The sequence below is a fragment of the Orrella dioscoreae genome (assembly GCF_900089455.2).
In the GTDB taxonomy this organism is placed as follows: Bacteria; Pseudomonadota; Gammaproteobacteria; order Burkholderiales; family Burkholderiaceae_B; genus Orrella; species Orrella dioscoreae.
In genome coordinates, this window is the sequence record NZ_LT907988.1 from 1,726,167 (window position 1) to 1,741,386 (window position 15,220).

Sequence of the window (15,220 nt, forward strand, 5' to 3'; positions counted from 1 at the left end):
TCACGGCGTTTCGTATCGGCGAATCCTGGTGAACCGGTTGGCGCTCAGTGCGCAGGTGCTCGAGATCGGGCCCTTGCGACACACCCCGGCCGGTGTGCCAGTGTTGGAAATGCAGTTGTCGCACGCTTCGGAAGTGATCGAGGCGAACCTCCCCCGGCGAGTGGAATTGACGCTGGCGGCGGTGGCCCTGGGAGACCAGGCGCGCATGTTGGCGGGAACGCCGCTCGGCGCAAGCTTGCACGTGGAAGGGTTTCTGGCCCCCGTGCGCAAGAGCGCCACGCGACTCGCCCTGCATATCCAGCAAGCCAGCAGGCAGGCGGTCGGCATCGACCCCGTGGCCTGAGGCGGAATCCCCAATACGGCGCGCAGGCAAAGCCTTCATCACAGCAAGTCGACGTATTCACCCATATTCATGCCAGCCCCCTGGGGCGGCAATTTTGAAAGAGGCACATCATGGCTTTCTTCGGAAAACGCAAGGAAAAACGCAAGTTCACGCAGCAAAACCCGCTCTTCAAGCGCCGCAAGTTCTGCCGCTTCACGGCAGCCGGCGTCGACGAGATCGACTACAAGGATCTGGACACGCTGCGTGATTTCGTCCAGGAAAACGGCAAGATCATTCCCGCCCGCTTGACCGGCACCAAGGCCCACTACCAGCGCCAGCTCGACACCGCGATCAAGCGCGCGCGCTTCCTGGCCCTGCTGTCCTACACCGACAACCACAACTGATCCCGGGGGAATTGACATGCAAATCATCCTGCTCGAAAAACTGGTCAACCTGGGTAACCTGGGCGACGTCGTTCGCGTGCGTGACGGTTACGCCCGCAACTTCCTGATCCCCCAGAAGAAGGCCCGCCGCGCCACCGAAGCCGCGCTGAAGGAATTCGAAGCGCGCCGCGCCGAACTGGAAAAGGTCCAGGCCGAGAAGCTGGCCGCCGCTCAGAAGGAAGGCGAGCGTCTGGAAGGCTTCAACCTGAAGATCTCGCAGAAGGCTGGCGTTGACGGCCGTCTGTTCGGTTCGGTCACCAACCAGGACATCGCCACCGCGCTGCAGAAGGAAGGCTTTGCCTCCGTCGAGAAGTCGCTGGTGCGCCTGCCCGACGGTCCCTTCAAGGCCGTGGGCGAGTACTCGCTCCAAGTCGCGCTGCACGCCGACGTGGTCGCGAACGTGAACCTGGTTGTCGTGGGCGAAATCAACTAAGGTTGAAGGCGTTCCGCAGCAAAAAGCCGGCTTAGGCCGGCTTTTTGTTTCTTGGCGCCATCCTCGCCAGAGAGTGGCTTGCCACCGGTTCTTCCCTTTCCTGGAGTGCCTGCCTTGACCCCCGCTGTGACCTCGGTAGACGACGCTGTGCAAGCGCCCCCCGGTCTGGACGCCTGGCTGGCTGCCGCGCGCGCGACGCCCGAGCCCGACGGCGTGAGCGAGGTGGACATCGGCGGTGTACGCTGCGTGGTCAAGCGCCGGCGCCGCCCCAGCCGCGCGCCGCTCGATTACGGGCTGCGCTATCTGCGTGCCGCGTCCCTGTCGGCGTTCTGCCGCCTGTTCCTGGGCGAATTCCCGTCTCCCAAGGTGCTGCTGCGCAACGGCCTGGCCGACGAAGCGCGGCGCCTGCGTCACTGGCGCGCCCGCGGTTGCGCGGTGCCAGCGGTGTACGCAGAGGAACCCGGCATGCTGGTGCTGGCCTATGTGGGCACCAGTTTTCCCGGCCACCTGCGCCGCGCCGATGCGCCCACGCGCCTGGCCCTGCTGCGCGCCGCCGGAGAAGACCTGGCGCGCTTCCACCAGGCAGGCGGCTGGCATGGCGGCGCGCAGTTGCGCAACATCACCGTGCTGGACGGACGCCGCTGGCGCATCGATTTCGAGGAGAACATCGGCGGGGCGCTGAGCCTGCCCTTGGCCCAGGCGTATGATGTGCTGCAAGCCAGCCTGTCGCTGATGGGCCTGGGCCGCGTCCAGAATCCCGACTGGCCCGCCATGGGGCAGGCCTTGCTCGATGGCTACCTGTCCGTCCAGGATGACGCCCTCGTGCGCGAACAATTACGTGCCATGGCCAGGACGCTGGGGCGCGTGGCGCGTCCGCTGCGCCCCGTGCTGGCCCGCTTGCCGTGGCGAGACGTGCAGGGCTTCCTGCGCACCGCCGATCTCATGCAGAGTCTTTCCCAGCCATGAACAGTCCGACCTCCGACAAAGAACTCGAATACCTGCGCGTCCCGCCCCACTCGGTCGAGGCCGAGCAGTCGGTCCTGGGCGGCCTGCTGCTGGACAACGGCGCCTGGGACCGCATTGGCGATGTGCTGAGCGAAAACGACTTCTATCGCCATGACCACCGCCTGATCTGGCAGCATATCGCGCGCCTCATCAGCCTGTCGCGCCCGGCGGACGTGGTGACGGTGAACGAGTCGCTGGATACGGCGGGCAAGTCGGCCGAAGCAGGCGGCATCGCCTACCTGAACGCGCTGGCCCACAACACGCCTTCCGCGGCCAACATCCGCCGCTATGGCGAAATCGTGCGCGAGCGTTCCGTGCTGCGCAAGCTGGTGACGATCGCGGACGAAATCGCCGCGGCCGCCTTCAATCCCAACGGCAAGGACGCGCGGCAACTGCTGGATGACGCCGAATCCAAGGTCTTCAAGATCGCCGAGGAAAGCGCCAGCAACACCTCGGGCTTCAAGGAAATCCAGCCGCTGCTCACGCAGGTGGTCGAGCGCATCGACGAGCTGTATCACCGCGAATCGGATTCGGACGTCACGGGCGTGCCCACGGGTTTCGCCGATCTCGACAAGATGACTTCGGGCCTGCAAGGCGGCGACCTCATCATCGTGGCGGGCCGTCCCTCGATGGGCAAGACCTCGTTCTCGATGAACATCGGCGAGCACATCGCCATCGAGCAGGGCCTGCCGGTGGCCGTGTTCTCCATGGAAATGGGCGCGGTGCAGCTGGCGCAACGCATGCTGGGTTCGGTTGGCCTGCTGGACCAGCACCGCATGCGTACCGGCAAGCTGACGGCCGAGGACTGGCCGCGCGTGACCCATGCGGTGCAGAAGATGCAGGATGCACAGGTCTACATCGACGAGACGCCGGCGCTCAGCCCGATGGAAGTGCGTGCGCGCGCACGTCGCCTGGCGCGCCAATGCGGCCAGCTGGGCCTGATCATCATCGACTACATGCAGCTCATGTCGGGCAACGGCGGCGCGTCCAGCGAGAACCGCGCGGCCGAAGTGTCGGAAATCAGCCGCTCGCTGAAGGGCCTGGCCAAGGAATTGAATTGCCCGCTGATCGCGCTGTCGCAGCTGAACCGAAGCCTGGAGCAGCGTCCCAACAAGCGCCCCGTGATGAGCGACTTGCGTGAATCGGGCGCCATCGAGCAGGACGCGGACGTGATCCTCTTCATCTACCGTGACGAGGTCTACAACCCCGACTCGCCGGACAAGGGCAGCGCCGAAATCATTATCGGCAAGCAGCGTAACGGCCCGATCGGCACGGTCAGGCTGACGTTCCAGGGCTCCAGCACGCGCTTCCTGAACTTCTCCGCGGCGGGGTACTAAGCCCACCCCCGAGGCGCTGCGTGCCTCCCCCTCAAGGGGGCGGTGCTGGCGGACCGGCGGAGCCGGCTCCGCGGCACCCTGGGTTTGGGTACCGCTGCTTGCAGGGGGGGTTGTTCTGCTGTCGTGCAAAAGAAAAAGCCCGGGTGTTCCGGGCTTTTGCTTTTTGCGGGGGTTTGCGTTTACTGGGCCGAGGCGATGACCTTGCCGGCGTTGGCGATCAGCATCTTGCGCACGCGGCTGGCGTCGCCGATGCGGGAGAGCTTGCCTTCCGAGTTCAGCAGCACGACGGCAAGGTCGCGGCCATTGATGCGGGTGAGCATGACCAGGCATTCGCCGGCTTCGTTGATGAAGCCGGTCTTGGAGACGGTGATGTCCCAGTCGGACTTGGTCACGAGCAGGTTGGTGTTGCGGTAGCGCTCGACCTTGCCCGAGCCGACCTCGATGTCTTCCTCGTCGTCGGTGCTGTAGCGGCGGATGAGCGGCTGTTGGCCGGCGGCGCTCAGCAGTTTCACCAGGTCGCTGGGCGTGGAGACGTTTTCGCTGGAGAGGCCGGTGGGCTCGACGAAGCGGCTGCGGCGCATGCCCAGCGAGGCGGCCTTGGCGTTCATGGCGCGCACGAATGCCGCCTGGCCGCCCGGATAGCTGCGACCCAGCGCATGGGCGGCGCGGTTCTCGGAGGACATCAGCGCCAGGTGCAGCAGGTCGGCGCGGGTCAGCGCCGATCCCACCGACAGGCGCGAGCGCGAGTTGCGCTGGCGGTCGATGTCGTCGCTGGTGATGGTGATCTTCTCGTGCATCGGCAGCTTGCCGTCCAGCACCACCAGGGCCGTCATGAGCTTGGTGATGGAGGCGATGGGGCGCACGGTGTTGGCGTTCTTGCCCACCAGCACTTCGGCGCTGGAGAGATCCTGCACCAGCGCAACCGAGGAGCGCAGGCCCAGGGCGCCGATGCCCACTGCCGGCGCGGCGTCGTCCAGGCCCGCCGGGACCGGAGGGCGCAGGGCCGCGCGCACCGGCACGGCCGTGGTGGCCTGGTTGCGGGGGCGGGTCACGATCTCGCTGCCGCGGCTGGAGCTGGCGCGCCGGGCGCTGGTCTTGCTGCTGGCGGTCCTGGCCGTGGCTTTGCTGCTGGCCTTGCTCGGGGTCTTGGCCGCGCGCTTGGCGCTGGCCTTGCTGCTGGTCTTGGCGCTGGCCTTGGCGGGCGCGGCCTTGGCGGCGCGCTTGCTTGCCGTCTTCGAGGACGCGGCCTTGGTGGCCGGCTTGGCCGTGGCCTTGCTCGTGGCCTTGCTGGTCGTCTTGGTGGCGCTCCTGGCGCCAGATTTGGCGGCCGCGGCCTTCGCCTTGCGCGCTTCTTCCTTCTTGGCGACGCTGGACCTGGCCTTGCTGTCGGTGGAGGACGATGCCGCCCAGCCTGCGCCGGGAGCCAGGCACAACGCCAGGAGGCAGGGGACGAAAGCGCGCACGAAGCGCTCGCGCAGGGAACGGACAGGCTGCATGATCGGACCGGGAAAGACTGTTATGGGGAACTGTTATGGGGACGGGGTGTCCCCAGGGGCCAGGCGCCTGTTGGCCGGGCGCGACGCGCCGCACGGCGACAGCAAGCTGCAAAATTTCTGAAAAATTATATGCTTAGGAATCCAAGCTGAGAATCAGCTTGAGGAAAAAGGCAGGGGAAATTTTGTGACAAGCGGCCCCGCAGGGGGTTGCGCCGGGCGCAACCATAGCGCAGTTTCCCTGCCAGGAGGCTGAATGCGCCACGGGCTGCGGCAAAGCCGCCACGCGGCGCGCAGGCAAGCCGGCCATGCCTCAGCCGCTCGCCGCTCCCGCAGGCGTCATGGCCAGCGCCAGGGCGAATGCTGCGCCCAGCGAGGCAGGGTCGGCGATGCCTTGCCCCGCGATGTCGAAGGCGGTGCCGTGGTCCACGCTGGTGCGTACGAAGGGCAGGCCCACCGTGACGTTCACGCCGTGGTCCACGCCCAGGTATTTCACCGGGATCAATCCCTGGTCGTGGTACTGGGCGACCACGATGTCGAATTCCCCCCGGCGCGCGCGCATGAAGATCGTGTCGCCGGGCCAGGGGCCGCTGGCGTCCACGCCCTGGGCGCGGGCCGCGGCAATGGCAGGGGCGATGACGTCGAGGTCTTCCCGGCCGAACTTGCCGGCTTCGCCCGCGTGGGGGTTCAGGCCCGCGACCGCGACGCGCGGCCGGGCAATGCCTGCCTGGCGGCAGGCGCGGTCTGCCAGCAAAATGGCGCGCAATTCCGCATCGGGCGTGATCGCGGCGGGCACCTGGGCCAGCGCGATGTGGATCGTCACCAGCAGTACGCGCAGTTCGTCGTTCACCAGCATCATCGCGTAGTCGCGCGTGCCTGACCGTTCGGCCAGGATTTCCGTGTGGCCGGGGAAGTCCAGTCCGGCGGCCTGCATGGACGCCTTGTTCAACGGCGCGGTCACGATGGCCCGCAGGCGGCCGGCAAGCGCGTCGTCGATGGCCGCCGTCACGCTGTCATAGGCGGCGCGGCCAGCCAGGGCGCTGATCTCGCCGATGGGCAGGTCGGCAGGCAGGGGCGGGGTGCAGCGGATCACGTCGATGCAGTCCGGCAGCAGGCGTGCCGCGGCGGGCGTGTCGGTCTCTTGTACCGAGATGCCGGGCGCCCAACGCGCCACCGCGCGCGCCAAGGCCGCGGCATCGCCATAGACCACGGCAGGCGCGGGCAGGCCTTGCCGCCACGATTTGGCGACAATCTCCGGCCCGATCCCAGCCGCATCGCCCAGCGTGATGGCGATCGGCAGGCGGACCTGCGGCAGGCGATCCTGCGGCAGGCGATCCCCCGGATCCTGCGAGGCGGGCAAGACGGCGGCGCTCATGTCCGCCGTCTTGCCTGGCCAGTGCTACAGCACGTCGCCCGCATAATCCGCCAGGCGCGAGCGCTCGCCGCGTTGCAGGGTGATGTGGCCCGAGTGCGGCCAGCCCTTGAAACGGTCCACCACGAAGGTGAGGCCCGAGCTGCCTTCCGTGAGGTAGGGCGTGTCGATCTGGGCGATGTTCCCCAGGCAGACCACCTTGGTGCCGGGACCGGCACGGGTGATCAGCGTCTTCATCTGCTTGGGCGTCAGGTTCTGCGCCTCGTCGATGATGAGGAATTTGTTCAGGAAGGTGCGGCCGCGCATGAAGTTCAGCGACTTGACCTTGATGCGCGAGCGGATCAGGTCCATGGTGGCGGCGCGCCCCCAGTCGTTGTTGTGCGAATTGCCGCTGCCGTCCTCGCCCATGTTCAGCACGTCGAGGTTGTCTTCCAGCGCGCCCATCCAGGGCAGCATCTTTTCTTCCTCGGTGCCGGGCAGGAAGCCGATGTCCTCGCCGACCGGGACCGTGACGCGCGTCATGATGATCTCGGTATAGCGCTTGGTTTCCAGCACCTGCGTCAGGCCCGCGGCCAGCGTCAGCAGCGTCTTGCCGGTGCCGGCCTGGCCCAGCAGCGAGACGAAGTCGCAGTCAGGGTTCATCAGCAGGTTCAGCGCGAAGTTCTGCTCGCGGTTGCGGGCGGTGATGCCCCAGACGTTGTTCTTGCCATGCGTGTAGTCGCGCAGGGTGGCCAGCACGGCGCTCTTGCCGCTGACCTCCTTGACGTGCGCGTACAAGGGCATCTGGCCTTCGAAGTACACGAACTGGTTCACGACGAACTGCGAGCACAGCGGGCCGGTGATGCGGTAGTAGGTCGTGCCGCTTTGCTGCCACGACTCGACGCCCTTGCCGTGCTTGTTCCAGAAGTTCTCGGGCAGTTGCAGCACGCCCGTGTAGAGCAGGTCCGAGTCCTCCAGGACGTGGTCGTTGAAGTAGTCCTCGGCGGCCAGGCCCAGTGCGCGCGCCTTCAGGCGCATGTTGATGTCCTTGGACACCAGCACCACGTCGCGCTGCTTTTCCTGTTCCTGCAACGCGCGCACCACGCCCAGGATCTGGTTGTCGGCGCGGCCCATCGGCAGGTCGTCGGGCAGGTCGCCGTGCATCGCGCGCGTCTGGAACAGCAGGTGCCCGCCGGCATCCTTGTTGCCCAGCAGGTTCAGCGCGAGGCCTTCCTCGAAGTCGACCGAGGGCGAGGCGCCCATGAGGGCATCCAGCGAACGGCTGACCTGGCGCGCGTTGCGCGCCACTTCCGACATGCCCTTCTTGTGATGATCCAGCTCTTCGAGCGTCATCATCGGCAGGTAGACGTCGTGTTCCTCGAAGCGGAAGAGCGAGGTCGGGTCGTGCATCAGCACGTTGGTGTCCAGCACGAAGAGCTTGCGCGCGCCCTTGTCGGGGCCACGTCCGCGGCTGCGCGGCTTGGCGGCCTCTTCCCTGGCGTGCACGGGAGGCTTGTCCTGCTTCGCAGCCGGTTTCTCCGCCGCCTTTGCCGTCTTGGCGGGAGTGGCCGCGCCGCGCCGCGCTTTCTGCTCGGGCGCCACCAGGCCGTCAAGCTGCGGCTGCAGCGAAGGCGGGGTGGATTGCGGTGCGGCGGGTTTCACCGGCGCCTGGGGCGGCGTGGCGGCGACCGGGGCGGCGGGCGTGAGCAGCGCCGCCTGGCGCGTGGCGGTCTTGCCCGCGGCCTTTTTGGCGGGGGCGGCGGGGGCTGGCTTGGCGTGCGAGACGCTGGGAGGTTCCGAAGGCGAGGCGATGAGGGTTGCGGGACGGGTGGGCAACTTAGGAAGCGGCATGAACGTCACTCTCCAGTGGGGGCCAGCGGAACGAAAGAAACTAACCGATGCTGCGCGCGGCCTGCAGGACTTCGCGCGCGTGATTGGGTACCTTGACGCCGCGCCATTCCTGCACCAGCTTGCCCTGGGCGTCGATCAGGAAGGTGCTGCGTTCGATACCTCGTACCTGTTTACCGTACATGTTCTTCTGCTTGATGACGCCGTACAGATTGCAGACGGCTTCCTCGGTGTCCGAGATCAGCGGGAAGGTCAGGCCGTGCTTGGCGCAGAAATTCTCGTGGGATTTCAGCGTGTCCCGGGACACGCCGACGACCAGGCAGCCGGCGTCCAGGAATTCGTCGTACAGGTCGCGGAAATCCTGGCTTTCGGTGGTGCAGCCCGGCGTGTTGTCCTTGGGATAGAAATACAGCACGACGGCGCGTCCCTGGCATTGGGACAGGCTGATGGGACCGATGGTGCTTTCCGCCTGGAAGAGGGGGGCGGGTTTTCCGATGGCTGCTTGGGTCATGGTGGGTCTGTTCGGTGGTGTCAGGCGGGGATCAGCGCGACGCGCACGCGCCGGCCTTCCGCCATGAGGATGTTGTAGGTGCGCGCGGCGGCTTGCGTGTCCATGGTCTCGATGCCGACGCCGGCGCCCAGCAGCGGGTTCAGGACGGCGGGGGGGAGAAACACCTGGCGGGCGCCCGTGCCGATCAACAGGACTTCCGGCGCGCCGGGGGGCAGCGCGATGCGCGCGGCTTCGGGTTCATCGAGGAAGGCGAGCGGATCGACCTTGGCTTCGGGCAGGCCGGCGGCCTGGCGCAGCAAGGCAGTGGTGATCTCGGCGGGGGAGGGGACAGGCCAGGGGGCGATCTCGCCCTCCGGACCGAACGCAATGGCGTGCGAGAAGGAGACTTTGTTGACCTCGATATAACCGTCGCCGTAGGCCGTGACGGTATTCAGCGCGGAGGTCGATTCGTTATGAAGCTTCAATAATGGCTCCGGCAGGGATGCGTCGATGATAGCGCACTCGCGTGTCACGTGGCGGCCCTTGCGGCCCCCGCGCCACGGTCCTGTTTTTGCCCTGTTTTTTTGCCTGTCCCTGGCACCATTTTGGCCCGCGCCGATAGCAATTTGCTACAGGTAGCGCCTTGCGCTAGATTACTGGGTTTCCCGCCGCCATCCGCGCGTCACGCGCGTGGAATGTCTCGAAGCGTGCCCCGCCAGCGTGCCCTGCGCTGGTGCGTCATGCCGGTGTCTCCCAATCCGTCCAGAAGGATCCCCTCCATCATGAGGAAGTTCTCCCGCATCGAGCGCCTGCCGCCGTATGTGTTCAACATCACGGGCGAGCTCAAGATGGCGGCGCGCCATCGTGGCGAGGACATCATCGACATGTCCATGGGCAATCCGGACGGCGCGACGCCGCTGCACATCGTGGACAAGCTGGTGGAGGCGGCCACCCGTCCCGACACGCACGGCTATTCGGTGTCGAAGGGCATCCCGCGCCTGCGCCGGGCCATCACCGACTGGTATCACCGCCGCTACGACGTCACGCTGGACCCCGATTCCGAAGCCATCGTCACGATCGGCTCGAAGGAAGGCCTGGCCCACCTGATGCTGGCCACGCTGGACCAGGGCGACACGGTGCTGGTGCCCAATCCCAGCTATCCCATCCATATCTATGGCGCGGTCATCGCCGGTGCCAACATCCGCTCGGTGCGCATGACGCCGGGCGTCGATTTCTTCGAGGAACTGGAGCGCGCGGTGCGCGAGTCCATCCCGAAGCCGAAGATGATGATCCTGGGCTTCCCCAGCAATCCCACCGCGCAGTGCGTCGAGCTGTCGTTCTTCGAGCGGGTGGTGGCGCTGGCGCGCGAACATGACATCCTGGTGGTGCATGATCTGGCCTATGCGGACATCTGCTTCGACGGCTACCAGGCGCCTTCCATCATGCAGGTGCCCGGCGCGCGCGACATCGCGGTCGAGTTCTTCACGATGAGCAAGAGCTACAACATGGCCGGCTGGCGCATCGGTTTCATGGTGGGCAACCGCGAGCTGGTGAACGCGCTGGCGCGCATCAAGAGCTATCACGACTACGGCACCTTCACGCCCATCCAGGTCGCGGCCATCACCGCACTGGACGGCCCCCAGGACTGCGTGCAGCACGTGGTCGAGATGTACCGCAATCGGCGCGACGTGCTGGCGCGCGGGCTGCACGAGGCCGGCTGGATGGTGGAGGTGCCGCGCGCCTCCATGTACATCTGGGCGCACATTCCCGAGCCCTATCGCCAGATGGGCTCGCTGGAATTTTCCAAGCGCGTGCTTGCCGAAGCCAAGGTGGCGGTGTCGCCGGGCGTGGGCTTCGGCGAATACGGCGACGAGTATGTGCGCTTCGCATTGATTGAAAATGAGCAACGTATCCGGCAGGCGGTGCGGGGCATCAAGGACATGTTCAGGAAAGACGGGTTGTTGAAATGAAACCGATCAAGGTAGGTTTGCTGGGTCTGGGCGTCGTCGGTGGCGGCACCTGGAAGGTCTTGGCGCGTAATGCCGAGGAAATCGCCCGCCGCGCGGGCCGCCGCATCGAGGTCACGCGCGTGGCCGTGCGCGACGTGGCCAAGGCACGCATGCGCGTGGGCAACGAAGTCGAGGTGGCCGCCGATCCGCACGCCATCGTGCGCGACCCGTCCATCGACATCGTGGTGGAACTCATCGGCGGCGACACGCTGGCGCGCGAGCTGGTGCTGGAAGCCATCGCCAACGGCAAGCACGTGGTCACCGCCAACAAGGCGCTGCTTGCCAAGCACGGCAACGAGATCTTCGCGGCGGCATCCGCGCAGGGCGTCATGGTGGCCTTCGAGGCGGCCGTGGCCGGCGGCATCCCCATCATCAAGGCGATCCGCGAAGGCCTGACCGCCAACCGCATCGAATGGGTGGCCGGCATCATCAACGGCACCACCAACTTCATCCTGTCGGAAATGCGCAGCCGCGGGCTGCCCTTCGCGCAGGTGCTGGCCGAGGCGCAGCGCCTGGGCTACGCCGAAGCCGACCCCACCTTCGACATCGAAGGCGTGGACGCCGCGCACAAGCTGACGCTGCTGGCCTCGCTGGCCTTCGGCGTGCCGGTGCAGTTCGAGCGCGCCCATGTGGAAGGCATTTCCAACCTGGCCGCCGAGGACATCGCCCACGCCGCGCGCCTGGGCTATCGCATCAAGCTGCTGGGCATCACGCGCCGCCGCGCCGACGGCATCGAGTTGCGCGTGCACCCGGCGCTGGTGCCGGCCGAGCGCCTGCTGGCCAATGTCGAGGGCGCCATGAACGCCGTGCTGGTGCGCGGCGACGCCGTGGGCCCCACGCTGTACTACGGCCAGGGCGCGGGCGAAGAGCCGACGGCATCCGCCGTGGTCGCCGACCTCGTCGACGTGACCCGCCTGCACACCGCCGATCCGGGCAACCGGGTGCCGCACCTGGCCTTCCAGCCCGATGCCATGTCGGACACCCCCATCCTGTCCATCGAGGACACCGAGACCAGCTATTACCTGCGCATGCGCGTGGAAGACCGTCCGGGCGTCCTGGCCGATATCGCGCGCATCCTGTCGGATGCCAGCATCTCGATCGGCTCGATGATCCAGGAGCCCAGCAGCGACGGCAGTGGCGCCGACATCATCTTCCTGACCCACCTCGCGCGCGAGCGCAACGTCAACCTGGCCATCGCCAGCATCGAGGCGTCGCCCTTCGTCCGCTCCACGGTCACGCGCCTGCGCTTGGAGAACCTCACGTGAAGTACATCTCGACCCGGGGCGGCATGTCGCCCCTGCCGTTTTCCGACGTCCTGCTCGAAGGCCTGGCCCCTGATGGCGGCCTGGCCGTGCCCGAGCGCCTGCCGCAGATCTCGGCCGACATGCTGGAAGCCTGGCGCGGCCTGCCGTACGCGGAACTGGCGTTCCGCGTGCTGCTGCTCTTCGTCAAGGACATCCCCGCCGAAGACCTGCGCAAGATGACCTATGCGGCCTACAACAGCGAGGTCTTCGGCAGCGAGGACATCGTGCCGCTGCGCCCGCTGGATGACGAGCTGTCGCTGCTGGGCCTGTCCGAAGGCCCCACGCTGGCCTTCAAGGACATCGCCATGCAGTTCCTGGGGCAGGTGTTCGAGTACGTGCTGGCGCAACGCGGCGCCCGCCTGAACGTGCTGGGCGCCACCTCGGGTGACACCGGCTCTGCCGCCGAGTACGCCTTGCGCGGCAAGCGCGGCGTGCAGGTCTTCATGCTGTCGCCGCAAGGCCGCATGAGCAGCTTCCAGCGCGCGCAGATGTATTCGCTGCAGGACGCCAACATCCACAACATCGCCGTGCGCGGCGTGTTCGATGATTGCCAGGACATCGTCAAGACGCTGGCCGGCGACCTGGCGTTCAAGGCCGCCTACAACCTGGGCGCGGTCAACTCCATCAACTGGGCGCGCATCGCCGCCCAGGTGGTCTATTACTTCCACGGCTGGCTGCGCGCCACCAAGGCCCCGGGCGAGCAGGTCTCGTTCGCCGTGCCCTCGGGCAACTTCGGCAACATCCTGGCGGGCCACATCGCCCGCAGCATGGGCCTGCCCGTGCGCCGCCTGGTCCTGGCCACCAACGAGAACAACGTGCTGGAAGAGTTCTTCCGCACCGGCATCTATCGTCCGCGCGCGGCCGCGCAGACCTACGCCACGTCCAGTCCGTCCATGGACATCTCGCGCGCCTCGAACTTCGAGCGCTTCATCTTCGACCTGGTCAACCGCGACCCGGCGCGTGTGCGCGAGCTGTGGGCGGCGCTGGCCCGTGACGGCCAGTTCGACCTGTCCGGCGAGCTGCCGAACTTCTCCGCGCGCTACGGTTTCGTGGCGGGCACGAGCTCGCATGCCGACCGCCTGGCCACCATCCGCGCCACCTACGAGCGCAGCGGCATCCTGATCGATCCGCACACGGCCGATGGCGTGAAGGTCGCCCGCGCGTTCGTGGAGCCCGGCATTCCCATGCTGGTGCTGGAAACCGCGCTGCCGGCGAAGTTCTCTGACACCATCGAGGAAGCGCTGGGCAAGCCCGCGCCCCTGCCGCCCGGCATGGAAGACCTGGCGCAGCGGCCGCAGCGTGTCGAGACCATGGAATGCGACGCCCAACTGGTGCGCGACTACATCGCCCGCCATGCCGGGGACGCGGCCTGAGCGCCGGCCAGCAGTCTGAAGGCGTTCGCGGTGTCCTGAACGGGCCTGCGCTGAAAGTGGAAGGGCTGGTCAAGCGCTTTGGCGCGCGCGCCATCATCGATGGCCTGTCCTTCCAGATCCAGCGTGGCGAATGCTACGGCTTGCTCGGTCCCAACGGGGCCGGCAAGACCACCACCCTGCGCGCGCTGCTGGGGCTCACGCCCCAGCATGGCGGCCGCATCGATGTGCTGGGCCACGAGGTGCCCGCGCAGGCCAGCCAGGCCCGTGCGCGCATCGGCGTCGTGCCCCAGAACGACAATCTCGATCCTGATTTCACGGTGGCCGAGAACCTGCTCGTGTTCGGCCGCTATTTCGGCCTGTCCGATGGCGAGGCCCGCGCCCGCATTCCGGCGTTGCTGGATTTCGCGGCGCTCACGGCCAAGGCCGATGCGCGCATCACCGAGCTTTCTGGCGGCATGAAGCGCCGCCTGACCCTGGCGCGTGCCATGGTCAACGACCCCGACCTCATCGTCATGGACGAGCCCACCACCGGGCTCGACCCCCAGGCGCGCCACCTGATCTGGGAGCGCCTGAAGATGCTGCTGGCGCGCGGCAAGACCATCCTGCTCACCACCCATTTCATGGACGAGGCCGAGCGGCTCTGCACCCGGCTGGGCGTGATCGACCACGGCCGCCTGATGGCCGAGGGCACGCCGCGCCGGCTCATCGCCGAGCACGTCGAACCCCAGGTGGTCGAGGTCTATGGCGACGGCCTGACGGCCTGGCTGGCCGGCCACCGGGCGCAGGTGGACGGCCGCGTCGAGGTCAGCGGCGAGACGGCGTTCTGCTATGTGCACGACGCCGATCCGCTGGTGCACGCGCTGCAGGGCAGGGACGACCTGCGCTTCCTGCACCGCCCGGCCAACCTGGAAGACCTGTTCCTGCGCCTGACCGGGCGCGGCATGCGAGACGAAACATGAGGCCGGCCTGGATGCCACCCGTGCCCGGGCGCCTGTGCGTCGCGGTCATCCGCCGCCATTTCCTGCTGTGGCGCAAGACCGCCTGGAGCACGGTGCTGGGCGACGTGCTCGATCCCATGATCGTGCTGCTGGCGCTGGGCTACGGCCTGGGCAGCATGCTGCCCTCCATCGACGGCGTGGCCTATATCACCTTCCTGGCGGCGGGTTCCATCTGCATGGGCACGCTGTACGGCGCCACGTTCGAGGCGACCTACAACGCGTTCTCGCGCCTGCAGGTGCAGCGCACCTGGGAAGCCATGCTGAATACACCGATGTCGCTGGACGACGTGATCTGGGCCGAGGCGCTGTGGGCCACGGCCAAGGCGGTGAAAAGCGGCATCGCCATCCTGCTGGTGGTGGCCGCCATGGACATCTCGCGGGCCGGCACCATGCTGTGGATCCCGCCGGTGCTGGTGCTGGGCGGGCTGGTGTTCGCCTCGCTGGCCCTGGTGGTGGCGGTGCAGGCGCGCAGCTACGACTTCTTCACCTATTACTTCACCCTGTTCGTCACGCCGATGGTGTTCCTGTCCGGCGTGTTCTTCCCCGTGGATCGCCTGCCTGCCGCGCTGGCGGCCCTCATGGCGCTCTTGCCCATGACACCCATCATCGAGCTGGTGCGCCCGCTGGTCCTGGGCGAGATGCCCCAGCTGTGGTGGCGTCACCTGGGCCAGTTGCTGCTGACCGCGAGCCTGGCCATCTGGCTGGCCTCGGTGCTGGTGCGGCGGCGTTTGCTGCGCTGAGGTCCTTGGGGGGCTTGCGCGGGCGTTGCGCCTGCCGCGGGCGTTGCTTCGCCCAGGCGTATGCTGTGGACTTT

15 protein-coding genes are annotated in these 15,220 nt (G+C 67.2%); 10 read left to right on the forward strand and 5 right to left on the reverse strand.

All coding sequences use genetic code 11. The annotated features are described in order from the left end of the window. The first annotated feature begins 28 nt into the window (after positions 1 to 28). From priB to ODI_RS08070, 5 genes are all read left to right on the forward strand, one after another. Complete coding sequence (priB, locus tag ODI_RS08050) at positions 29 to 343, forward strand: primosomal replication protein N (protein WP_067759503.1); 315 nt, start codon at positions 29 to 31, stop codon at positions 341 to 343. Between the two features lie 110 nt (positions 344 to 453). Continuing rightward, positions 454 to 726 carry a 30S ribosomal protein S18 gene (rpsR, locus tag ODI_RS08055; RefSeq protein WP_067759500.1) on the forward strand — a complete coding sequence of 91 codons (273 nt, stop codon included), beginning with the start codon at positions 454 to 456 and terminating at the stop codon, positions 724 to 726. Between the two features lie 16 nt (positions 727 to 742). Next, complete coding sequence (gene rplI / locus ODI_RS08060) at positions 743 to 1,198, forward strand: 50S ribosomal protein L9 (RefSeq protein WP_067759498.1); 456 nt, start codon at positions 743 to 745, stop codon at positions 1,196 to 1,198. A gap of 114 nt (positions 1,199 to 1,312) precedes the next feature. Beyond that, positions 1,313 to 2,164, forward strand: coding sequence for a phosphotransferase (locus ODI_RS08065; RefSeq protein ID WP_231968217.1), 852 nt, complete (start codon positions 1,313 to 1,315; stop codon positions 2,162 to 2,164). Further along, positions 2,161 to 3,540, forward strand: coding sequence for a replicative DNA helicase (locus ODI_RS08070; RefSeq protein ID WP_067759494.1), 1,380 nt, complete (start codon positions 2,161 to 2,163; stop codon positions 3,538 to 3,540). The genes ODI_RS08065 and ODI_RS08070 overlap by 4 nt, the downstream gene beginning before the upstream one ends. 179 nt (positions 3,541 to 3,719) lie before the next feature. Here ODI_RS08070 and pbpG read toward each other — a convergent pair whose 3' ends face one another. The 5 genes from pbpG to ODI_RS08095 form a co-directional block, all read right to left on the reverse strand. Continuing rightward, positions 3,720 to 5,036: a D-alanyl-D-alanine endopeptidase gene (gene pbpG / locus ODI_RS08075; RefSeq protein ID WP_082985517.1), complete on the reverse strand. Its 1,317-nt coding sequence runs from the start codon at positions 5,034 to 5,036 to the stop codon at positions 3,720 to 3,722. A gap of 310 nt (positions 5,037 to 5,346) precedes the next feature. Continuing rightward, positions 5,347 to 6,408, reverse strand: coding sequence for a 4-hydroxythreonine-4-phosphate dehydrogenase PdxA (gene pdxA, locus ODI_RS08080; RefSeq protein WP_082985516.1), 1,062 nt, complete (start codon positions 6,406 to 6,408; stop codon positions 5,347 to 5,349). A 24-nt stretch (positions 6,409 to 6,432) separates the two neighbouring features. Next, on the reverse strand, positions 6,433 to 8,235 hold the full coding sequence (locus ODI_RS08085) for a PhoH family protein (RefSeq protein ID WP_067759492.1): 1,803 nt from the start codon (positions 8,233 to 8,235) through the stop codon (positions 6,433 to 6,435). Between the two features lie 40 nt (positions 8,236 to 8,275). Further along, positions 8,276 to 8,743, reverse strand: coding sequence for a peroxiredoxin (locus tag ODI_RS08090; protein WP_067759490.1), 468 nt, complete (start codon positions 8,741 to 8,743; stop codon positions 8,276 to 8,278). A gap of 20 nt (positions 8,744 to 8,763) precedes the next feature. Then, positions 8,764 to 9,207, reverse strand: a complete 444-nt coding sequence (locus ODI_RS08095; RefSeq protein ID WP_067759487.1) for an Mth938-like domain-containing protein — start codon at positions 9,205 to 9,207, stop codon at positions 8,764 to 8,766. Positions 9,208 to 9,504: 297 nt separating this feature from the next. Between ODI_RS08095 and alaC the strand changes: the two genes are divergently transcribed. Genes alaC through ODI_RS08120 form a run of 5 tightly spaced genes read left to right on the forward strand, consistent with a single transcriptional unit; the run spans position 9,505 to position 15,146 of the window. Continuing rightward, positions 9,505 to 10,692, forward strand: coding sequence for an alanine transaminase (alaC, locus tag ODI_RS08100; protein WP_067759485.1), 1,188 nt, complete (start codon positions 9,505 to 9,507; stop codon positions 10,690 to 10,692). Continuing rightward, entirely contained in the window at positions 10,689 to 11,996 is a 1,308-nt protein-coding gene (locus tag ODI_RS08105) for a homoserine dehydrogenase (protein WP_067759482.1), read from the forward strand. Before alaC ends, ODI_RS08105 begins: the two co-directional genes overlap by 4 nt. After that, on the forward strand, positions 11,993 to 13,408 hold the full coding sequence (gene thrC, locus ODI_RS08110; RefSeq protein ID WP_067759480.1) for a threonine synthase: 1,416 nt from the start codon (positions 11,993 to 11,995) through the stop codon (positions 13,406 to 13,408). The genes ODI_RS08105 and thrC overlap by 4 nt, the downstream gene beginning before the upstream one ends. A gap of 35 nt (positions 13,409 to 13,443) precedes the next feature. Continuing rightward, positions 13,444 to 14,367, forward strand: a complete 924-nt coding sequence (locus tag ODI_RS08115) for an ATP-binding cassette domain-containing protein (protein ID WP_067759821.1) — start codon at positions 13,444 to 13,446, stop codon at positions 14,365 to 14,367. Then, positions 14,364 to 15,146, forward strand: coding sequence for an ABC transporter permease (locus tag ODI_RS08120; RefSeq protein ID WP_067759477.1), 783 nt, complete (start codon positions 14,364 to 14,366; stop codon positions 15,144 to 15,146). The genes ODI_RS08115 and ODI_RS08120 overlap by 4 nt, the downstream gene beginning before the upstream one ends. The last annotated feature ends 74 nt before the right edge of the window (positions 15,147 to 15,220 follow it).